The following is a 20,007-nucleotide window of genomic DNA, read 5'->3' as shown; positions in this document are numbered from 1 at the left end:
CGCAAGCACTTCGCACCGGAGAACGGCAGGTTCCGCCCGGAAGGGCCGCCATTCAGCGCATCATGACGGCCAAGCCGGGATGACAGCTTCGGCCGCGCCCGTCGCGCCGACAAAATTGCATTACTTGGACATGAAGCATTGATTATTTTAAACTAGATTAATGCCCCGCGCAGCGTCAAAATATTCTCTTGCAAAGCGCTGGCGTTGCTAGAAATATTCATCTACAAGTCCGTTATTTACGCATTTCGAAAACGATTTAAGTAGCAAATGGACTTTCTTGCCGAGCTGCGAACGCACACAACCCATCTTCATGAACGCCTCGACAGGGCCGTCAGCCAGACACCGATCGCATCGCGTGCCGGCTATGCACGGTTTCTGCTGATGCATGCCCGCGTGCTGCCCCATGCGGAACGCTGGCTTGCCGGAGAGCCAGCTTTTGCATCGCTGCCCGGCGACCGGATGCGCACGGATGCGCTCATGCAGGATCTGGACGCGCTCGAACTCGAGGCACCACCTGAAACGAAGGTCGCATTCAACGATGAGGATTCGGTGGCCGGCGTCGCCTATGTTCTGGAAGGATCGCGGCTTGGCGCGCGTTACCTGCTTGCAGAGCTTGCAAAATCCGATATCAGCGTGCCCGACGCATTTCTGCGCCATGGCGAAGGGCAGCACTGCTGGAAAACATTCCGGGACTGGCTTGCGAGCCAGCCCGCAACACCAAGCGCCGTTGAAGCGGCCGTCACGTCAGCCAGAGCCGTTTTTGCCGCCTACCTGGACGCCGTGCGAGACCCAGAGGGAGTATGATGCACAACCAGGTTGACCTCACAAATTGCGATCGCGAGCCAATCCACCTTCTTGGCCGGGTTCAGGAATTCGGCTTTCTGGTGGCCGTCTCGCAAGACTGGGTGATTTCGCATGCCTCTCAGAACATTCATGATTTCCTGGGCATGGATGCGACCTCGCTGATCGGCCAGCCCTCGGATGCGCTGCTGCCGCCCGATACGATCCATACCATCCGCAACCGCCTGCAGTTCCTGAACCCGCATCGCGGTGTCGAGGTCATCTACGACCTTCAACTCTGCGGCACGGAGGCGCGTTTCGATGCCTCGGTTCACCGGTTCGAGAGTGTCATCATCCTGGAATTCGAACCCGCCACACCGGTCGAAGGCGCTGCGAACGACATGGCCAATGTCCGCAACGCCATCGACAGGATGGCGGAGCTGCCGTCGTTTGCCGCCGTCTACAATCATACCGTCCGTTTCGTAAAGGTGATCACCGGCTTTGACCGGGTGATGCTCTACAAGTTCGGCGCCGACGAAACCGGCGAAGTGGTGGCCGAGGCGAGGAAGCACGACCTCGAGCCGTTCCTGAACCTGCGCTATCCGGCAACCGACATTCCCAAACAGGCCCGCGCGCTCTACATCGAGAACCCGATCCGGCTGATCGGGTCGGTCGCCGATGAGGGCTCGCCGATCCTTTCGGACAATGACGAGACGCTGGATCTTTCGGGAAGCAGGCTTCGGAGCGTATCGCCGATCCACCTCGAATATCTGAGGAACATGAATGTCGGCGCGTCGATGTCGATCTCGGTGATCGTCAACGGCCAGCTCTGGGGACTGATAGCCTGCCACCACGGCAAGCGCCACGTGCCGTCGATGCGCCTCAGAAATGCGGCCTTGCTGTTCGGCCACATGCTGTCGCTCGTGCTGCAGACGCGACTTTCCGCCGACGAACGCGCCAATGACGAGGTCGTCAACCGGCTGACAGCCCATATCTCCCGCACGCTTTCGAAGGACACGACGACGCCCGATCTGTTGCGCTCGTCGGCAGAATCCTTCGCGGATATCCTGAACGCCGACGGCTATGCCGTGGTGCAGGAAAAGATGGTTGTCGGCGGCGGCAGGACGCCGAGCGAGGAGGATATCCTGGCGCTCTGCGATCATCTGAATGCGCTTCCCGGCAATGCGGTCTACGCCAACCATGCGATCGAAACCCTGATGCCCGAGGCGAAGAGCTTGATCGATACCGCCGCAGGCGTGCTGGCAATCCCGATCTCGCGCTCTCCGCGCGACTATCTGCTTTTCTTCCGCGCCGAACTGGTGCAGCTCGTCAACTGGGCCGGCAATCCGGAAAAGCCGGTGAGCTACGGCCCGAATGGCGCCCGGCTGACGCCACGCAAGAGTTTCGAGACCTGGCAGACGACGGTGCGCGGCCAGAGCGCGCCGTGGACGCCAGCCGATGTGCGCGCTGCATCGCAGTTGAGGGTGATGCTGCTGGAAGTCGTTCTCCGGCTCACGGACGAGGCGAGCCGCGAGCGCAAGCTTGCCAGCCAGAAGCAGGAACTGCTGATCGCCGAGCTTAACCACCGCGTCCGCAACATTCTGGGGCTTGTGCGCGGCCTCATCTCCCAGACCAGCGTCGGCGCGATTTCGACCGGCGAGCTGGTTTCCAAGCTCGATGGCCGCATTCAGGCGCTGGCGCGGGCCCATGACCAGATCACCCGTCATCACTGGGCGCCGACGGCACTTGAGGAGCTGATCCGCACCGAAGCGGACAGCTATCTGCTCGACAAGAAGGATCGGGTCGAAACCGAAGGACCGCAGGTTCTTCTGACATCGACAGCCTATACGTCGATGGCACTCGTCATCCACGAACTGATGACCAATTCGGCCAAATACGGCGCGCTCACGAGTGCGCGCGGCCGGGTGCGGATCAAGTGGACGCTTGGAAACGACGCGAGCCTCAACATCGAGTGGCGCGAGGTTGGCGGCCCCCCGGTTAAGGCACCCGAACGGCGCGGCTTTGGCTCGACCATCATCGAGCGGACCATTCCGTTCGAACTGTCCGGGCGGGCAGACATTGCCTACCGCCTGGAAGGGGTTACCGGCAAATTCTGGATACCGGCAGAACATGTGGTTCTGGACGATGTGCCACCAGCGCCGGAGCAGGGTCAGAAAGCCTCTACCCTCATGTCCTTCGGCGCGCCTGAATCCGTCCTGATCGTCGAGGATAACCTGATGATCGCGATGGATGCCGAAATGATCTTCGAACGGCTTGGATGCAATGACACGGCGGTCGCCTCGACGGTCAAGGCTGCCATGGACATGCTCGACAGCCGCAGCTTCAACTTCGCGCTGCTCGACATCAATCTCGGCAATGAAACCAGTTTCGAGGTGGCGCGCCGGCTGAAGCAGATCGACACGCCCTTCCTTTTCGCTTCCGGTTACGGCGACAGCCTGACCCTCCCGGAAGATCTCGAAGAGATCAGGATTCTGACGAAACCCTATGACAACGACATGATCCGCTCGCTGTTCAGCAAATAAAGACCGGCGCTTCCTGAAGGGGGCGCTGCATCACGGCCGGGGCAGCCTTCGCCCGATCACTGCATCAAGCTCTGCAATCGCGTTTTCATCCAGCATCCCGATGGTGCGCGACAGCCGGTTTGCAAACGCGGTGTGGGACGATGGCAGGCCGATCGTATCGATCGTCACCCGTGGATGGGAATGATCGGCAATCTCGAACAGCGCCTCGGCATCATCCCAGATGATGTGGAAATAGCCCGCGACACGCTGCAGGAAATCGAAGCTCGGCTTGCCGCGCCGTCCGTGCTCAAGGGCGGACAGATAGGCCGGCGACACCCCGATCGCCTCGGCCATCTGCTTTTGCGTGACGCCGCGCTCGGCGCGCAACCGGCGGACGGCATCGCCGAAGGGGGTCATTCCGGATCCCCTTTCCTGCGGGCCAGCCGGACATAGAGCGCACCCTCGCCGCCATGCTGACGGGATGCGGACTCATAGGAGGAGATCAGGGGCCTGAAATCGGGGAGCGAGAACCACAGCGGCACGGTGCGCTTCAAAACCCCGTCGCTGCCGAAGGAAGCGCCCTTGCCGGTAATCACCAGGATGTGGCGGTGTCCCTTGTCATGGGCGCGGCGCAGGAAGGCGAGCAGAAACGCATGCGCCTCGTCCTGGAACATGCCGTGGAGGTCGATCCGGGCATCGATGCCGATGCGACCCTTGGCGAGCTTCTTCTTGACCGGACGTTCGAGCGGATGGTGGCGGGTGGGCTCCGGCTTCTGCCGGCTGATCGCAAACGGCGACACGCCCGATTTCACAGGCTGCGCCTTGGCCGGCGACGGCGGCTTCGGCGCCATCATCGCCGCGAAATCCTCCGCAGGCGCGTCGGGCCGTGCATGCTTTCGCCCGGGCAGCGGCCGCGCGGTGCGCGCGACCTTGTTCCAAAGTTCACGTTCCTCGGACGAGAGCTTGCGCCGGCTCATCAGTCACTCCCGTCAGGCGAAGGGCCGCCGGCTCATCGCCTATTCGGAGGCGGTGGCGATCAGCTTCCAGTTGGGATCACGCGCCTTGGTGTCGCGCGCAAAGGTCCAAAGATCGCGCACCTCGGCGATCTCTTCCGGATCGCCGTCGACGACCTCGCCATCCTTGCCATAGGTCGCAGAAATCATCTGGCTGACGATCCTGAGCGTGATGCGGGCTTCCGATTTTTCCAGCTCGGCTTCGGTGATCTCCGCCTTCTCGATGCCGACGAAATTCGCCTTCACCGTCTCGCCCTTGGCCTCGCGTTCGCTGATGGCGGCATTGAAGCCGTCATAGACTTCCTTCGAAAGCAGGTTCTTGAGGCTGCGGCGATCGCCATCCGCAAAGGCCATCACGATCATCTCGTAAGCCGCTTGCGCACCCTTCAGGAAGGCATCCGGATCGAATTGCGGATCGGCCTCCGCAATCGCCTTCAGGCCGGCATTGGCATTGCTGCCTGCGGGCGCGATCTTGTCGATCGCTGCCTTGCGGGCGGCCTGCTGTTCCTTCTCGACGCCCGGAAGCGTGATCACCTTGCCTTCGCTGCGGCCGGCATCGATGGCATCGGTGCGCGAACGCACCGCCGGCTGCTCATAGCGCGGCTTCTCATTGCCGGTGCGCCGGCCGAGCACGTTGCGCAGCTGGAAGAAAATCACCACTGCGGCAATCAGGAAGAAGAGGGTTATCAGATCGCTTGTGCCCATTTTGATGGTAACCGCCGTTTTCCTTGTTGTTTCCTATCCCCATATAGACTTCACAGGGCCATGATTCAAATGTAACACATCGTATAAATATTAGCATTTCCCATGGGCCGGAAAACGAACGAAAGCCAGAAAAGACAAGCTGGATAAAACAAGCCAGACAGGACACCGACTTGCCGCTTCTCATTGCTATCATTCTCTATCCCTTCGTCGAAATTGCCGGCTTCATCATTGTCGGCCGTGCCATCGGATTGTTTCCGACCCTTGGCCTGATCATGCTCACCGCCGTGATCGGCGCGATCCTGCTGCGGATCCAGGGCTTCAGCGTGCTGCAACGGCTGAACCAGGATGTCCGCGACGGCGGCAATCCCGGCCGCGACCTCGTCCATGGCGGCATGATCGTGCTCGCCGGCATCCTGCTTCTGATCCCGGGTTTCGTCAGCGATATCTGCGGCTTGCTGCTGTTCATACCGCCGCTCCGGGACTTCGTCTGGCGCCGGATGAGCCGCAACATGGTGGTCGTCTCGCGCGGCGCGACCTTCCGCAGCCGGCCCGAACCCCGCCGCGAGACCCCCAAGGTGGTCGATCTCGATGCTGCGGATTTTTCCCACGATCCTGATCCGAACTCGCCCTGGGCGGATGGCGGCAAGCCGGACGATCCCGACAGGCCGAAATAGGCCGTTTCGGGCACGCCAGGCCCGGCGGCCAAGGGTTGTACGGCCCGCGGCTAAATGCTAACTGGCATTCACCCCGAGCATTTCGCGGCAAGGCTGGCTTCCCGGCCGGTGGCGCAAATGCGGCAAGAAATTTGAAGTCACTCGAAAGGACGCGTCATGGCCGAGGAAAACGGAGCGGAACAGAAGCAGAGCCCGTCGCTCAGCATTCTCACCCAGTACATCAAGGATCTCTCCTTCGAAAATCCGGGTGCGCCCGCCTCGCTGCAGAAGCGCGACACCCAGCCGGCGATCAACATCTCCGTCAATGTCAATGCCAACCCGCTTGGCGACGACAATTACGACGTTCTGCTGTCGCTGAAGGCGGAAGCCAAGTCCAACGACAAGCCGATGTTCCTGTGCGAGCTGGTCTATGGCGGCGTCTTCCGCGTATCGGGCTTCCCCAAGGAGCACGTGCTGCCGATGCTGTTCATCGAATGCCCGCGCCTGCTGTTCCCGTTCGCGCGCCAGATCGTTGCCGACGCCACCCGCAATGGCGGCTTCCCGCCGCTGCTGGTCGACCCGATCGATTTCGCGCAGATGTTCCAGAAGCGCATGGCCGAAGAACAGGCCCGCGCGAAGGTCCAGCAGCAGCCCGCCAACTGAGCGGCAGCGCATTAGCAGACAAGGACACCAGGCTTGAGGGCTGTTCGCATCAGCCCCCTTCTCTAGCCGCTCTAGCCGCTCCTCTATGGGCTCGCTCAGCCGTTTATCGTGTCATGCTCGGGCTTGACCCGAGCATCCATGCCACAAGGAGAGCGCTTCCTGGATCCTCGGGTCGAGCCCGAGGATGACGCAGAAACTGTGCAACGGCAGCCCGCCAACTGAGCGCCAGCGCATACCAGAATTGAAAAACCCGGTCGCAAGACCGGGTTTTTTGTTCTGTTTGCAATCCTTCCCTCACGCTCGGAGAGGATGAGAGCAACCGAAGGCTCAGCGGTCGGATGTCGCCCGCCGCGGGTTCATCCAGGGCTCGGCGTTTTCCGGTGCCAGCGGCGCCTTGCCGAGAATGTGGTCGCTCGCCTTTTCGCCGACCATGATCGAGGGGGCATTGAGATTGCCGTTGGTGATGCGCGGGAAGACCGACGAGTCGGCAACGCGCAGGCCCTCGACGCCGATGACGCGGCATTCCGGATCGACCACCGCCATCGGATCATTCTTGTCGCCCATTCTGGTCGTGCCGCAGGGATGATAGGCGCTTTCGGCATGTTCGCGGATGAAGGCGTCGATCTCGTCATCGGTCTGAATATCCGCGCCCGGCTGGATTTCCTTGCCGCGATAGGGATCAAAAGCGGGCTGCGCGAAGATTTCGCGGGTCAGCCGGACACAACGGCGGAAATCGGCCCAGTCCTTTTCATGGCTCATATAGTTGAACACGATCTTCGGATCCTCTGCCGGATCTGCGCTTTTCAGCGTGACCGCGCCGCGTGAGGCCGAGCGCATCGGCCCGACATGAGCCTGGAAGCCGTGACCTTCCGCCGCCGCCTTGCCGTCATACCGCACCGCCATCGGCAGGAAGTGATACTGGATATCGGGATAGTCGACGCCCGCAGCCGAGCGCAGGAAGGCTGCACTTTCGAACTGGTTGGAAGCGCCGATGCCGGTCTTGAAGAACAGCCACTCGGCACCCGCCAGCGCCTTGCCGAACAGATTCCAGTGCTTGTAAAGCGTGATCGGCTGGGTGCTCGCCTGCTGGATATAAACCTCCAGATGATCCTGCAGGTTCTTGCCGACGCCGGGGCGGTCGGCAACGAGCGGGATGCCGTGCTCTGCAAGTTCCGCCGCCGGGCCGATGCCTGAGAGCAGCAGCAGCTTCGGCGAATTGATCGACGAGGCGGCGAGGATCACCTCGCGGCGCGCATGGACGGTTTCGACCTTGCCGCCGCGCTCGATCTCGACGCCGACCGCGCGGCCGTTCTCGATGACCACCTTGCGGGCGAAGCAGCGGATCATGTCGAGGTTTTCGCGCTTCAGCGCCGGCTTCAGATAGGCGTTTGCCGCCGACCAGCGCCGGCCCTTCCAGACCGTCTGCTCCATCGGCCCGAAGCCTTCTTGCTTCTCGCCGTTGTAATCGTCGGTCAGTTCGAACCCGGCCTGCTCTCCCGCCTTGACGAAAGCGTGAAACAGCGGGTTCTTGCGCGGACCGCGCTGGACATGGAGCGGACCAGACGTGCCGCGCCACGACGGATCGCCGCCATGGCCGCTGTCGTGCCAGTTTTCCATCCGCTTGAAGTAGGGCAGCACGTCCGCATAGCCCCAGCCCGACGCACCTGCCTCGGCCCAATGGTCGAAATCCATCGCATGGCCGCGCACATAGACCATGCCGTTGATCGAGGACGAGCCGCCGATCACCTTGCCGCGCGGAGTGGCGAGACGGCGGTTGCCGAGGTTCGGCTCGGGCTCGGATTCGAAGCCCCAGTCATAGCGCTTCATGTTCATGGGATAGGAAAGGGCCGCGGGCATCTGGATGAACGGCCCGATATCCGTGCCGCCATATTCCAGCACCAGCACCGAATACCTGCCGTCTTCCGACAGGCGGTAAGCCATGGCCGCACCTGCCGAACCGGAACCGACGATGACAAAATCTGCTTCAGCCAATTTAATACCTTTCATTGCCTCGGTGGGCGAGCGTTTTGCGAGGCGCCGCTTGCGCTCTTTGATCGCCCCGTCGCTACCGACACCCTCTCCCCCTCTCTCTGCGTCATCCTCGGGCTTGACCCGAGGATCTAATCACCTTTCAACACGAGACGCGTACCGGCTGTCCCGCTAGGGTATTTCACTGCAAGACCCGCCTACTCCGCTCGCGACCGACGTGGTTGGATCTTCGGGTCAAGCCCGAGGATGACGCCGAAGGAGAAGGAGGGCCTTTTGTGAAAACCCAACCTTCACACTCTGCCCCTGTCGGGGCATCTCCCCCTCAAGGGCGGAGATTGGAGGAACAAGTGGCAGCGTCCTCTTTCCTCAATAAGGTGCGTCCACCCTGCCCAGCGCCACATGCACCGTCTTCAGCTGCGAATAGAACTCGATCGCGGCCTTGCCGTTTTCACGCCCGAAACCGGAATGCTTCACGCCGCCGAAGGGGATTTCGACGGGCGTCAGGTTATAGGTGTTGATCCAGCAGATGCCGGCGGCGAGCTTGCCCGCCACGCGGTGGGCGCGGGCGATGTCCTTCGTGAACAGGCCGGCGGCGAGCCCGAATTCCGTGCCGTTGGCGCGTTCGATCACCTCGTCTTCGGTTTCGAAGGCGAGCACGCTCATCACCGGCCCGAAGATTTCCTCGCGCGCGATCGTCATGTCGTCGGTGACATCGGCGAATACGGTCGGCTCGATATAGGCGCCCTTCTCAAAGCCGTCCCCTGCCGGAATGCCCCCGCCGATCACGAGGCGCGCGCGTTCTGCCTTGCCCTTCTCGATATAGGACATCACCTTGTCGCGCTGGCCTTGCGAAATCAGCGGGCCGAGGTGGGTTTCGGGATCGAGCGGATCGCCGAGACGGATCGCCGCGGTGCGCTCTGCAAGGCGGCTCAGGAATTTTTCCAGGATCGATTTCTGGACAAAGACACGCGTGCCGTTGGAGCAGATCTGGCCTGTCGAATAGAAGTTGCCAAGCATCGCGCCGCCGATCGCATCTTCGAGATCGGCATCCTCGAACACGATGAGCGGCGACTTGCCGCCAAGCTCCATGGTCACATGACGCATGCCGGAGGCGGCTGCGGCATAGACCTTCGCTCCCGTCGGCACCGAACCGGTGAGCGAGACCTTGGCGGTATCCTTGTGGGTGGAAAGCGCCGCGCCGACATCGCCGAAGCCCTGAACCACGTTGAACAGCCCCTTGGGCGCACCGGCTTCGATGAAGATCTCGGCAAGCTTCAGCGCACAGAGCGGCGTCATTTCGGATGGCTTGAACACCATGGCATTGCCTGCGGCGAGCGCGGGTGCGGCCTTCCAGCAGGCGATCTGGGTCGGATAGTTCCACGCACCGATGCCGACGCAGACGCCGAGCGGCGCGCGCACCGTATAGGCAAAGGCGTCATCGCCAAGCGGCACGCTTTCACCCGAAAGCGAGGCGGCCTGGGCGGAAAACCATTCGAGACTGTCGGCGCCGGAGGAGGCGTCGGCCACCAGCGTTTCCTGAATGGCCTTGCCGGTGTCGAGCGTTTCGAGTTCCGACAGCGCCTCGTTGCGCGCGCGGATGATGTCGGCGGCGCGGCGCAGCACGCGGGCGCGCTCGGCCGGCAGCCATGAGGCCCATTCACGCTGGGCACGGACGGCGGAGGCCATCGCCTTTTCGATGATCGCAGGCGTCGCGCTGTGGAGTTTCGCGATCACCGCGCCGGTGGCGGCATAAACGCTTTCAAACGCCTTTCCGGCATCGTCTTCAACATAGGCGCCATCGATGAAATGGCTGGCTTCGGGTTGTGCCCGCATGATTTACTCCCCTCGTGGCCAGCGCTGGCTGGCCTCAAGTATGTTCAGGTCCATGTGATTGCGCATGAAGCGCTCGGATGCATCCTTGACCGGCTGGAAATCCCAGGCCCGGTATTGGCCGGCCCTGAGCGCCTCGTAGACGACATGGCGGCGCGCCTGGCTTTCGCGCACCTCGTCGTCAAAGGCCTGCATGTCCCAGTATGTCCGCACCTTCGCGGCAAAATCCGCCGCCGTTTCGGCATGCGCGGGTTCATCGGCAAGGTTCTTCAGCTCGTGCGGATCGGCCTGCAGATCGAAGAGCTGCGGCGGATCGAGTTCGCAGTGATTATACTTGAACCGGCCTTCGCGGATCGAGACCAGCGGCGCCTGAGAGGCCTCCGCCGCATATTCCATCCGCACCGGCCGTTTCCGTTCGGCGCCTGCCGCCACCGGCAACAGGCTTTCTCCATCCACCCACGGTTCGATCTCGCCAAGATCGATCCCGGCGATATCGGCAAGCGTCGGGGCGATGTCGATCGAGGACGCCGGCGTCTTGACAAGACCTGGCGCAACGCCGGGCGCCGCCACCATCAGCGGCACGCGCGCCGAGCCCTCGTAGAAGCACATCTTGTACCAGAGCCCGCGCTCGCCCAGCATGTCGCCATGGTCGGAGACGAACACGATCGCGGTATCTTCGCCAAAGCCGACGCTGTCGAGCGCTGAGAGGATCTCGCCGATCTTGTCGTCGATATAGGAGACATTGGCGAAATAGGCGCGCCGCGCATTGCGGATGTCCTGTTTCTCGATGGTGGCCTTGTGCCAGTCGTTGGCATCCAGAATGCGCCTGGCATGATTGTCCTGCTGGTCGTAATCAAGCGTGCCGATTTCAGGATCAAGATGGGCGCAGTCCTCGTAGAGGTCCCAGTACTTCTTGCGCGCCACGTAAGGGTCGTGCGGGTGGGTGAAGGAGACGGTCAGCATGAACGGCCGGTCTTCCTTGCGGCGGCCAAGATCGTAGATCTTGCGCACCGCCTCATAGGCGACCTCGTCGTCATATTCGAGCTGGTTGGTGATCTCTCCAATGCCGGCGCCCGTCACCGAGCCCATATTGTGATACCACCAGTCGATCCGCTCTCCGGGCTTGCGATAATCCGGCGTCCAGCCGAAATCGGCTGGATAGACGTCGGTCGTGAGCCGTTCCTCGAAGCCATGCATCTGGTCGGGACCGACGAAGTGCATCTTGCCGGAAAGTGACGTCTGGTAACCCGCACGGCGCAGGTGATGGGCATAGGTCGGAATGTCGGAAGCAAATTCGGCGGCATTGTCATAGACACGGGTGCGCCGGGGAAGCTGGCCGGCCATGAATGCGGCACGCGCCGGCGCACAGAGCGGCGATCCGGTATAGGCGTTCTGAAACCGCGCGGAGCGCTCTGCAAGCTTCTTCAGGTTGGGTGTGTGCAGAAAATCGGCCGGGCCGTCGGGAAACAGCGTGCCGGCAAGCTGATCGACCATCAGAACAAGAATGTTCGGTCGTGCACTCATGCGGACATCTCCTTGGCGAGTATGAGTTCGAGATATTCCAGCGTCATTTCGACCGCCTCGTCCCGGCCGGCACCGAAATCCTTGAGCGCCGCACGCAGGTAGAAGCCGTCGATCAGCGATCCGAGGCCGGTCGCGATGCGCCTGGCGGCTTCGACGGTGACGAGCTGGCGAAGCGCGAAGATCAGATTCGAGCGCAGCCGCGCCTCGTAGATGGACAGCAGACGGCTGGCGTCGCCCTTGCGCTGCGCCTGAACATAGAATGCGAGCCAGGCAGCCACGACGGCGGGATCGAACTGATCCGGCCCGAACGAAGCCTGAATGATCGCCTCCAGCCGGTCCTGCGGCGTGGACGCATCCTTGTATCGGGCCTTGACCGAGGTTCCGAACTCATCAAGGATGCGCCGCATGGCCGCAAACAAGATTTTCTCCTTGGAGCCGAAATAATGATGCGCAAGCGCTGGCGAAACGCCGGCCCGCTTGGCGATCTTTGCGACCGTGACTTCCACCATGCCGACCTGGCCGACTTCGGTGATAGCCGCCTGTACAAGCGCCTCGCGGCGTATGGCTTCCATTCCGATTTTCGGCATCGGCTCAACTCGCTGAAAAATTGCTCACTGCTGATCTTTGGCGAAAAACTATGCATTTCTGGATGCGTCGCCGTTTACAGAAATTAACATATGTTATATTGATTGAGTGATCAATCAAAAAGCCATGGTTAATTTCTGACACGCCGAACCATCCATAACGGCCTTGTACCAACAGACCCGAAAGGAAAGCTGACATGTCTCATTACCTGAAAATGACGATTGCCACCCTTGCCGCCGCCACCGCCCTTACCGCTGGCGCGGCCAAAGCCGAAACCGCCTGCGACAGCGTCAGCTTCTCCGACGTGGGCTGGACAGACATCACGACAACCACCGCGACGGCCAAGCATCTGCTGGAAGGCCTCGGCTACAAGGTCGACGTCAAGGTTCTCTCCGTGCCTGTGACCTTCGCATCGCTCGAAAGCGACGACGTCGACGTGTTCCTCGGCAACTGGATGCCCGCCCAGAGCAGCGCCATCACGCCTTATATCGACAAGGGCGAGATCGATGTGCTCTCCACCAATCTGGAAGGCACGAAGTACACGCTCGCCGTTCCGACCTACACCTATGACAAGGGTCTGAAGACCTATGCCGACATCGCCAAGTTCGGCGACGAACTCGATCACAAGATCTATGGCATCGAGCCCGGCAATGAAGGCAATGCCTACCTCGTCTCGCTGATCGATGAGAACAAGCATGGCCTGGAGGGCTTCGAGGTCGTCGAGAGCTCCGAGCAGGGCATGCTGGCCATGGTCGGCCGCAAGTACCGCAAGGACGAGCCGATCGTGTTCCTCGGCTGGGAACCGCACCCGATGAATGCCAGCTATTCGCTGAAATATCTCACCGGCGGCGAAGACTTCTTCGGCGGCGAAGGCATCGTGCGCACCGTGACCCGCAAGGGCTATGCAGAGGCTTGCCCGAACGTCGCCAAGCTTCTTGAAAACCTGAAGTTCACACTGCCGATGGAAAACGAAGTCATGGGCAAGATCCTGAACGACGGCGAGAACGAGGCTGATGCAACGGCGGCCTGGCTCAAGGCCAACCCGGATGCGCTCGACGCCTGGCTCGACGGCGTGACCACCACCTCGGGCGAGCCGGGGCTTCCGGCGGTCAAGAAATCGCTCGGTCTTTAACACTTCAAGCCCGGCAAGCCTCCGCTTACCGGGCTTTTTCTTTTCTGATGACGTTTGCGTGCCGGTGTTGATCACGCCGCACGCGCCCGCCGAAGATCGTCGGGCAGGATCGCCTTCTGCCAGGACCGGCAGACGGACGACACGGGGAAAAAAGGAGCAGTCTCTTGCATTGGCTGACGGACTACAAGATCCCGCTGGGACACTGGGCCCAGAACATTTTCGACTGGCTGCAGACCCATGGCGGCTGGTTCTTCGATGGCCTTGCCGACGTGATGGGCTGGCTGATCGATCAGTTGCTATGGATCCTTCAGGCGCCCGGACCGATCGTGATCGCCGTGATCGTGACGGCAGCCTCCTACTGGCTGCAGCGCAACTGGAAGGTTTCGCTGTTCGTGTTCCTGGGCTTTCTGTTCATCGTCAACCAGGGCTATTGGGAAGAAACCACCGAGAGCCTCGCGCTGGTGATCTCTTCCTGCATCATCTGCATGGCGATCGGCGTTCCGATCGGCATCTTCGCCGCGCACCGGCCGCGCCTCTATCAGGTTCTGCAGCCCATTCTCGACCTTATGCAGACGCTGCCGACCTTCGTCTATCTCATTCCGGCCATCGTCTTTTTCGGCATCGGCATGGTGCCGGGGCTTCTCGCCACCGTCATCTTCGTGGTGCCGGCGTCGATCAGGCTCACCTATCTCGGTGTTTCCACCGTGCCCAAGCCATTGCTCGAGGCCGCAGATGCCTTTGGCGGCACCGGCTGGCAGAAGCTGACCAAGGTTGAGCTCCATTACGCGCTGCCACAGATCATGGCGGGCCTCAACCAGACCATCATGCTGTCGCTGTCGATGGTGGTGGTCGCAGCCCTTGTCGGCGCCGACGGCCTCGGCGTGCCGGTGGTGCGGGCACTCAACCAGGTCAATCCGGCGCTCGGGTTCGAGAGCGGCTTCGTCATCGTCGTCGTTGCCATCATTCTCGACCGCGTTCTCAAGATCGAGAGGAAGCACTGATGGCTGATGCTGTTGTTTTCGAAGATGTGAACATCGTGTTCGGCGATCGACCGAAAAGCGCATTGCCGCTGATGGACGCGGGCAAGAGCCGCGCCGAGGTTCAGAGCGAGACCGACCAGGTACTCGGCGTCCACAACTGTTCGCTGACGGTCGGCGAGGGTGAGCTTCTGGTGTTGATGGGGCTTTCCGGCTCCGGCAAGTCGACGCTGCTGAGGGCCGTCAACCGGCTGAACCCGGTCTGCCGCGGCCGCGTCCTGGTCAATGACGGCAATGGCATGATCGATGTCACCGCCGCCGACGCCAAGACGCTCCGCAACATCCGGCTCTCAAGGGTTTCCATGGTGTTCCAGCAGTTCGGCCTGCTGCCATGGCGCACCGTTCTGGAAAACGTCGCTCTGGGTCTGGAATTTGCCGGCATGGGCCAGAAGGAGCGTCTGGAAAAGGCAAAGGCGCAGCTCAAGCTGGTCGGCCTTCAGGATTGGGGCGGCAAGCTTGTGGGCGAACTTTCCGGCGGCATGCAGCAGCGCGTCGGCCTTGCCCGCGCCTTTGCCACCGAGGCGCCCATCCTGCTGATGGACGAGCCGTTCTCCGCGCTCGACCCGCTGATCCGCACCCGCCTGCAGGACGAGTTGATCGAGCTTCAGCAGAACCTGAAGCGCACCATCATCTTCGTCAGCCACGACCTCGACGAAGCCTTCAAGATCGGCGACAGGATTGCCATCATGGAAGGCGGGCGCATCGTCCAGTGCGGCACACCGTCGGAAATCGTGCGCAAGCCGGCAAACGCCTATGTCGCGGATTTCGTGGCCAATGTGAATCCGCTCGGCGTGCTGCGCGCCCGCGACGTGATGAGCAGCGAGGACGCTCCCGCGGACTCCCCCACCGTCGGGGCGGAAACCAAGCTTTCGGCGATGATGGATGCGCTCGGCAACGGCGCGGTGCTCAAGGTGGTCGGCAAGGATGGCGAAAGCCTCGGAAGCATCCGCCCCTCGGATGTCGTGACCGCACTCAACCCCGCAAACGGGATGGAAGAGGACAGCCTGTCGGAAACCTGACCGGCTTTTCCTCTAGCCTTTTCCTGCCGCCGTGCTCTCAGCGCGGCAGCAGGAAGAATTCCAGAACGCCGGTGCGGATCGCCCGACGGCGGACCTTGCTCTTGAACGGAAGCGAGATCACATTGCCGATCAGGCGGCAGACCTTGTAGGGCTTGTACAACCTCTCGATCTTCTCGCGCTCGGCGTCTTCTGAAGGCACCGGCGTGCTCGCATCGACATGCTTGCGGTAAAGCCCGATCCATTCATTGTGGGTGTAGCAGGTCATGAACGAGTTCGGATGCACCTTCATCACGAAGGTGGGCTTCGAGGGTGCCAGGTCGAACTGGTCGAAGGTGAGGAATATGAAGTTGGAGGCGAAGTACTTCTCGGTCTCCAGGATCGCCTGCGGATTGGCGTCCTTGTAATAGTCGCAAGGCACGCTGCGTCCGTCCCGGCGCAGCGCATTGACGAAGATGTGCTGTTCCGGCGTGTAGCGGTTGTAGCGCGCGCCGCCCGTATCCCAGTTCGCCTCCTTCTCCGTCATCAGCGGCACGTCGAACATCTTGCGGATATCGTCGGTGCGCCCGAAGAAGGCGAGATCGGAGGGGTGAAACGGAAAACTCACCCTGGAACGCGGATTACGCGAAAAATAGCAGGCGGCCAGGAGCTTGTGCGAAAACACCTTGTAGGGCTCAGCGCTGTCCGGATAGGCATCGAAATAGCGCAGGAAATCATCGCCGGTCAGCCTGAAATCGGTGCGCATGCGGAAACAGTATTCCGTTTTCACCTTTGCAAGACCTGCCATGGTACCGACGATCTGGCGGTTGACGTTGTTCGGCTTTTCACCGGCCCGCGGCGAATAGTAGAAGAAGCCCGGATCGTCGCACAGCACCACCTCGTCGCAATCCAGCCCGGCTGTATCGGTTCCCTTCCAGGTCGACAGGATGATCCTCGACGAGGGAAAGAAACGTCGCACAGCCGCGAAACTGCAGCGTAGGAACGATTTGTCGACCACGCCCTGAAACACAAATGTGATTTCGCTCTTGTCCATCTTACCTACACGCAGAAGGCGTGCCTCAGTTCGGATCTATTCTTATACTACACGCAACTCTAATATTGTAGAGCCGTCCGATCGAGCCTTTTTTGAGTTCAATCATATCGTGAACTTTATTCAGTCGATTAAAACTCTGTCCACTCTATCTACTGACTTGCCCGATCGCTGATATACTTGTCATGCGAAGCGCCGGGGAGCTTGACCACCACATTCACAGTATCGTCTTCCAGGCACTCGAAATCGGTCGCTTCGCCCGGTTCCATCACGATGATATCGCCCGCGCCGTATTCGACGCCGTTCATCAAGACCCGCCCCTGCACCACAACGGTATATTCGGTGGCGATCTTGTGAAAATGCATCACCTCGCTGTCGCCGCGCTTGTATCGCTTTACGGCAACTTCCACGTCTTCGGTCTTGGCAAGGCTCGGATCAAAGTTCCCGATAAACCAGCCCTTCACCATGTCGTCGAGCCGTGCGGTCTTCAATGGAGCAAGCCTTCCTTGTGATCGTTGAGCTGGGAAATATATTGCGCCAGCTGCATCTCGGTCTTCAGCGGATGAAAGCAATCATTCGCGATATGCTCGATCCCGACCTTCGCATGCCTGAGGATCATCTCGTTGATGGTCTGGCTGATATAGAAGGCATTGTTGATCTTGCGATCCTTGCGCACCACGTTGAGTGCCGAGCGCACGAAATCGCGGCCCGAGCGGAAGTAATAGAAGCTTGCCAGCGCGTGCTTGCTGATCGGCTTCTTCTCGGCAATCTCGCAGACATTGCCGTCCTCATCGACCAGCGCAAAGGAATAGCGCGGATGGACCGAGCGGAACGACAGGACACCGGCATCGCACTGCCGTGCGCGAAACGCCTTGACGATCTCGGATAGATCGGTGTCGATCAACTCGTCGGCGGCAACCAGCACCACTTCCTCATTGTCGTCGATATGCTCCGCAGCCAGAAGCGCGGTGCAGACCGATCCGGCCGTCGGCCCGGCGACCTCCACGCAGATCGCATTGTCGGCGCTCTGGCGGATCATGTCGTCAACGTTGAAATTGCTGATATCCGTGCTTCTCACGCAGAAGATGATGTCGCGCGGCTCGAGTTTCTGCAGGGCGGCGATCTGGCGCTCGAGCACCATTTCCTCATTGAACTCGGTCATGTAGAGGGGATAGCGCTCGCTCTTGATGTCGAGATTGCCCCCGCCCATGAGAACCACGATCTTCATGCTGCCGACCCCACTGCCTTTTCCGCCGCCTCGATCTCCGCGATGCGCGCCTTGATGCGGGCATAGGTGACCTCGTCGACTTCCTTCACGACCATCACATGCGCACCGGAAGCCGTTGCCGCCTTCACGCCGTTCGGATTGTCCTCCACGATCAGGCATTCCTTCGCGGAAAGCCCCATGCGTTCGATCGCCTTCAGATAGATTTCCGGATCTGGCTTGCTCTTGTTGACATCCTGGTTCGACAGACGGAAGTCGAGATAGGGCGCAAGGCTTGCCTTCTCCATCATCAGCGTCACCGTATCGCGCATCGAGTTGGAGGCAACCGCCAGGTGATAGCCCTCCATCCTCAGCCGCGACAGCGCATATTCGTGATCGAACCGCGGACGGCAGCGCTCATAGATGATTTCCATCGTGTAGAGCTGCTTCATCTCATTGATGAAATCGTGAAGATAGGGCGGCAGCTTCTTCTCTGTCGTCAGACGCTGCAGCTTCGTGCGCGTCGGGAGACCATCATAGACCGTGCGATGCTCGTGACGCTCGATGGTGAAGCCGAACAGACCCAGCGCCCGGTTGAGCGCATCGTAATGCCATTCCTTGGCTTCGATCAGGACGCCGTCCATATCGAAAATGACTGCCTTGATCGTCATCGTCATTCTCCCCCGAAATAGTCCCGCGCCGCAAGCGGAGCATCCGTGCACAGATAGAGCTGGCGGCTATCGATGCATTTGGCCGTTTTTATGATCGACCACTGCAAGGCCGTGTCGCGCCGGTGCAGATCACTCGACACGATACAGACCCTTTTGCCCCGTCCGATCAGCCCGTCGATCAGACCCGGCCCGTACCAGTCGGAGCGGAAACAGTCGAGCCAGACGCCGTCGCATTCATCGATCAGCGGCGGGTTCGGCTGCAGATCGCTCAGTCCCGTGAACGCCGTCAGGCCATCGGCAAGCTGGCGAACGAGATCGGGCAGCGACATGTCGAACACGAAATAACTGGTATGGCCGTGGGCCTCCAGTATCTCCTTCACCTTGGCACTCAGCCCGTCCGCCTTGATGTTCAGCGCGAGCATCAGATTTCGCCCTGCCATCAGCTTCAGAACGTCCGAAAGCCGCGGCTCGTTCCCTTTCGGCATGTCATGAGCAATCACGATCTCGCCTTCATGGTCCCTGAGATCGGTTTCGGTGCCGAAGCCGAGATCGAACGAGCGGGCAAAGGCCGTCATCGCGTTCTTTTCCTCGGCGCTCTCCCAGAGCCCCCGGTGCGACAGAACCTCCATCAGCGCACCTTTTCCGATACGGGATGGTTGAGGAACAGGTCGAGATCGGCGGGAATGCCGAGACCGTACATGCCATCGGCCTCGGTGCCGATCGAATAATGACCGATCTTGCGGCCGTCGCGGATCAGGTGGTTATAGGCGGGACAGATATAGAACTCGCCATTGACGCGTTCGTCATCGGCGATCATCGCCTTGGTTGCCGAGACCAGATCGCGCCCGGTCCTGAAATTGTAGACGCCAACCGTCGCATCATCGGAGATCACCCGCTTTTCCGCGGTTTCAACCACATGTCCGCCTTCGGCGCGCACGAACGACCATTTCGGGTCATCCGCCTTCATCGTCATGATCATCCCGTCATATCCGCCCTCGTCCATGAAGCGCAGATAGTCGTTGATGTCGATATCGATATATTGATCGGAATTGGCCGTCATGACCGGATCGTCATTGTCGATCAGATGCTCTGCGAGCAGCACGGTCGAGGCCTGCCCTTCGGTGATATGATCGATGCCGATGATCTCGACATTGCCGGCAAGCGCCGTCAGCTTCTCTTCAAGGCCGTATTCGCGGATATGGGCGGACTGGCAGATGAAGATGAAACGGTGATCGACGTCAGGCGTCAGATTCTCCACCACGACCTGTATCATCGGCTTGCCGTGAACCGGTATCAGCGGCTTCGGGTCGGTGTAGCCGGCATCAGCAAAACGGCTGCCCCGGCCAGCCATCGGTATAACAATATTCAGCACTCTATTTTTCCCTGCCGGCTCCCTCAGCCGAATGCACCCCGCTCACGCAAGGGCATTTGCCTCTCTATATCAGATCACCGCATCCACTGCGCTCAACATTACTTACCTGTAGTCGCATAATATGAACAGCGATTGCGCATGGATGAGACCCGTTTTACCAGAAATGACCGCGCCCGCCTGCCGGTTTTCCATGCGCTTCCCGCAGACAGACGGACGCCTTCCTCTCATTTTTCTGTCCCGTTCTATACCTAATTTTCGAAGGCAGATTGACTGAGCGCAAC

20 protein-coding genes are annotated in these 20,007 nt (G+C 60.7%); 7 read left to right on the top strand and 13 right to left on the bottom strand.

The window, feature by feature from the left end:
• Positions 1–267 precede the first annotated feature (267 nt).
• Together HPQ62_RS19435 and HPQ62_RS19430 are read left to right on the top strand one after the other, a co-directional pair.
• Positions 268–804, top strand: a complete 537-nt coding sequence (locus tag HPQ62_RS19435; protein ID WP_174804255.1) for a biliverdin-producing heme oxygenase — start codon at positions 268–270, stop codon at positions 802–804.
• On the top strand, positions 804–3,323 hold the full coding sequence (locus HPQ62_RS19430; protein WP_174804254.1) for an HWE histidine kinase domain-containing protein: 2,520 nt from the start codon (positions 804–806) through the stop codon (positions 3,321–3,323). The genes HPQ62_RS19435 and HPQ62_RS19430 overlap by 1 nt, the downstream gene beginning before the upstream one ends.
• Positions 3,324–3,353: 30 nt before the next feature.
• Here HPQ62_RS19430 and HPQ62_RS19425 read toward each other — a convergent pair whose 3' ends face one another.
• Genes HPQ62_RS19425 through HPQ62_RS19415 form a run of 3 tightly spaced genes read right to left on the bottom strand, consistent with a single transcriptional unit; the run spans position 3,354 to position 5,020 of the window.
• Complete coding sequence (locus HPQ62_RS19425) at positions 3,354–3,719, bottom strand: helix-turn-helix domain-containing protein (RefSeq protein ID WP_174804253.1); 366 nt, start codon at positions 3,717–3,719, stop codon at positions 3,354–3,356.
• Positions 3,716–4,282, bottom strand: a complete 567-nt coding sequence (locus HPQ62_RS19420) for a Smr/MutS family protein (protein ID WP_425312656.1) — start codon at positions 4,280–4,282, stop codon at positions 3,716–3,718. The genes HPQ62_RS19425 and HPQ62_RS19420 overlap by 4 nt, the downstream gene beginning before the upstream one ends.
• A gap of 36 nt (positions 4,283–4,318) precedes the next feature.
• Entirely contained in the window at positions 4,319–5,020 is a 702-nt protein-coding gene (locus tag HPQ62_RS19415) for a Tim44/TimA family putative adaptor protein (RefSeq protein ID WP_174804251.1), read from the bottom strand.
• A 170-nt stretch (positions 5,021–5,190) separates the two neighbouring features.
• Between HPQ62_RS19415 and HPQ62_RS19410 the strand changes: the two genes are divergently transcribed.
• Entirely contained in the window at positions 5,191–5,694 is a 504-nt protein-coding gene (locus HPQ62_RS19410; protein ID WP_174804250.1) for an FxsA family protein, read from the top strand.
• Between the two features lie 156 nt (positions 5,695–5,850).
• Entirely contained in the window at positions 5,851–6,336 is a 486-nt protein-coding gene (gene secB / locus HPQ62_RS19405; protein ID WP_174804249.1) for a protein-export chaperone SecB, read from the top strand.
• A 327-nt stretch (positions 6,337–6,663) separates the two neighbouring features.
• Here the strand turns inward: secB and betA are convergent, their stop codons facing one another.
• The 4 genes from betA to betI all read right to left on the bottom strand — a co-directional run bounded on the left by betA (position 6,664) and on the right by betI (position 12,251).
• Complete coding sequence (gene betA / locus HPQ62_RS19400; RefSeq protein WP_174804248.1) at positions 6,664–8,343, bottom strand: choline dehydrogenase; 1,680 nt, start codon at positions 8,341–8,343, stop codon at positions 6,664–6,666.
• Positions 8,344–8,691: 348 nt separating this feature from the next.
• Positions 8,692–10,158, bottom strand: a complete 1,467-nt coding sequence (gene betB, locus HPQ62_RS19395; RefSeq protein WP_174804247.1) for a betaine-aldehyde dehydrogenase — start codon at positions 10,156–10,158, stop codon at positions 8,692–8,694.
• A gap of 3 nt (positions 10,159–10,161) precedes the next feature.
• Positions 10,162–11,679 (bottom strand): choline-sulfatase, encoded by a 1,518-nt coding sequence (betC, locus tag HPQ62_RS19390; protein WP_174804246.1) that lies wholly within the window; start codon positions 11,677–11,679, stop codon positions 10,162–10,164.
• Positions 11,676–12,251: a choline-binding transcriptional repressor BetI gene (gene betI / locus HPQ62_RS19385; protein ID WP_174804245.1), complete on the bottom strand. Its 576-nt coding sequence runs from the start codon at positions 12,249–12,251 to the stop codon at positions 11,676–11,678. Before betI ends, betC begins: the two co-directional genes overlap by 4 nt.
• A 209-nt stretch (positions 12,252–12,460) precedes the next feature.
• Here betI and choX point away from each other — a divergent pair, with 209 nt between their 5' ends.
• From choX to choV, 3 genes are all read left to right on the top strand, one after another.
• Entirely contained in the window at positions 12,461–13,396 is a 936-nt protein-coding gene (gene choX / locus HPQ62_RS19380; RefSeq protein ID WP_174804244.1) for a choline ABC transporter substrate-binding protein, read from the top strand.
• 164 nt (positions 13,397–13,560) lie between these two features.
• Positions 13,561–14,397, top strand: coding sequence for a choline ABC transporter permease subunit (choW, locus tag HPQ62_RS19375; RefSeq protein WP_174804243.1), 837 nt, complete (start codon positions 13,561–13,563; stop codon positions 14,395–14,397).
• Positions 14,397–15,452 carry a choline ABC transporter ATP-binding protein gene (gene choV / locus HPQ62_RS19370; protein ID WP_174804242.1) on the top strand — a complete coding sequence of 352 codons (1,056 nt, stop codon included), beginning with the start codon at positions 14,397–14,399 and terminating at the stop codon, positions 15,450–15,452. Before choW ends, choV begins: the two co-directional genes overlap by 1 nt.
• Before the next feature lie 37 nt (positions 15,453–15,489).
• On the opposite strand, the gene HPQ62_RS19365 is transcribed toward choV, so the two are convergent.
• The 6 genes from HPQ62_RS19365 to HPQ62_RS19340 form a co-directional block, all read right to left on the bottom strand.
• The gene (locus HPQ62_RS19365) at positions 15,490–16,482 is read right to left on the bottom strand and encodes a WavE lipopolysaccharide synthesis family protein (RefSeq protein ID WP_174804241.1); all 993 of its coding nucleotides are present in this window, start codon (positions 16,480–16,482) and stop codon (positions 15,490–15,492) included.
• A 149-nt stretch (positions 16,483–16,631) separates the two neighbouring features.
• Positions 16,632–16,970 (bottom strand): hypothetical protein, encoded by a 339-nt coding sequence (locus tag HPQ62_RS19360; protein ID WP_174804240.1) that lies wholly within the window; start codon positions 16,968–16,970, stop codon positions 16,632–16,634.
• A complete protein-coding gene (locus HPQ62_RS19355) occupies positions 16,967–17,707 on the bottom strand; it encodes a glycosyltransferase family 2 protein (RefSeq protein WP_174804239.1) in 741 nt (246 codons plus the stop codon). The genes HPQ62_RS19360 and HPQ62_RS19355 overlap by 4 nt, the downstream gene beginning before the upstream one ends.
• Positions 17,704–18,354, bottom strand: coding sequence for an HAD family hydrolase (locus tag HPQ62_RS19350; protein WP_174804238.1), 651 nt, complete (start codon positions 18,352–18,354; stop codon positions 17,704–17,706). The genes HPQ62_RS19355 and HPQ62_RS19350 overlap by 4 nt, the downstream gene beginning before the upstream one ends.
• A 2-nt stretch (positions 18,355–18,356) precedes the next feature.
• Positions 18,357–18,983, bottom strand: coding sequence for a PI-PLC domain-containing protein (locus HPQ62_RS19345; RefSeq protein WP_174804237.1), 627 nt, complete (start codon positions 18,981–18,983; stop codon positions 18,357–18,359).
• The gene (locus tag HPQ62_RS19340) at positions 18,983–19,726 is read right to left on the bottom strand and encodes a sugar phosphate nucleotidyltransferase (protein ID WP_174804236.1); all 744 of its coding nucleotides are present in this window, start codon (positions 19,724–19,726) and stop codon (positions 18,983–18,985) included. Before HPQ62_RS19340 ends, HPQ62_RS19345 begins: the two co-directional genes overlap by 1 nt.
• Positions 19,727–20,007 lie beyond the last annotated feature (281 nt).

Origin of the sequence: Martelella limonii (assembly GCF_013344475.1) — a bacterium.
Lineage (GTDB): Bacteria > Pseudomonadota > Alphaproteobacteria > Rhizobiales > Rhizobiaceae > Martelella > Martelella limonii.
Note: the sequence above shows the minus strand (reverse complement) of the source record. Positions and strands in the feature narration are given on the sequence as shown.

What these genes read in the sequence shown, in the direction of transcription:
- HPQ62_RS19435 (WP_174804255.1), top strand. Translation starts at nt 268, where the DNA reads ATGGACTTTCTTGCCGAGCTGCGAACGCACACAACCCATCTTCATGAA.
- HPQ62_RS19430 (WP_174804254.1), top strand. Translation starts at nt 804, where the DNA reads ATGCACAACCAGGTTGACCTCACAAATTGCGATCGCGAGCCAATCCAC.
- HPQ62_RS19425 (WP_174804253.1), bottom strand. Translation starts at nt 3,719, where the DNA reads ATGACCCCCTTCGGCGATGCCGTCCGCCGGTTGCGCGCCGAGCGCGGC.
- HPQ62_RS19415 (WP_174804251.1), bottom strand. Translation starts at nt 5,020, where the DNA reads ATGGGCACAAGCGATCTGATAACCCTCTTCTTCCTGATTGCCGCAGTG.
- secB (WP_174804249.1), top strand. Translation starts at nt 5,851, where the DNA reads ATGGCCGAGGAAAACGGAGCGGAACAGAAGCAGAGCCCGTCGCTCAGC.
- betA (WP_174804248.1), bottom strand. Translation starts at nt 8,343, where the DNA reads ATGAAAGGTATTAAATTGGCTGAAGCAGATTTTGTCATCGTCGGTTCC.
- betB (WP_174804247.1), bottom strand. Translation starts at nt 10,158, where the DNA reads ATGCGGGCACAACCCGAAGCCAGCCATTTCATCGATGGCGCCTATGTT.
- betC (WP_174804246.1), bottom strand. Translation starts at nt 11,679, where the DNA reads ATGAGTGCACGACCGAACATTCTTGTTCTGATGGTCGATCAGCTTGCC.
- betI (WP_174804245.1), bottom strand. Translation starts at nt 12,251, where the DNA reads ATGGAAGCCATACGCCGCGAGGCGCTTGTACAGGCGGCTATCACCGAA.
- choX (WP_174804244.1), top strand. Translation starts at nt 12,461, where the DNA reads ATGTCTCATTACCTGAAAATGACGATTGCCACCCTTGCCGCCGCCACC.
- choV (WP_174804242.1), top strand. Translation starts at nt 14,397, where the DNA reads ATGGCTGATGCTGTTGTTTTCGAAGATGTGAACATCGTGTTCGGCGAT.
- HPQ62_RS19365 (WP_174804241.1), bottom strand. Translation starts at nt 16,482, where the DNA reads ATGGACAAGAGCGAAATCACATTTGTGTTTCAGGGCGTGGTCGACAAA.
- HPQ62_RS19355 (WP_174804239.1), bottom strand. Translation starts at nt 17,707, where the DNA reads ATGAAGATCGTGGTTCTCATGGGCGGGGGCAATCTCGACATCAAGAGC.
- HPQ62_RS19350 (WP_174804238.1), bottom strand. Translation starts at nt 18,354, where the DNA reads ATGACGATCAAGGCAGTCATTTTCGATATGGACGGCGTCCTGATCGAA.
- HPQ62_RS19345 (WP_174804237.1), bottom strand. Translation starts at nt 18,983, where the DNA reads ATGGAGGTTCTGTCGCACCGGGGGCTCTGGGAGAGCGCCGAGGAAAAG.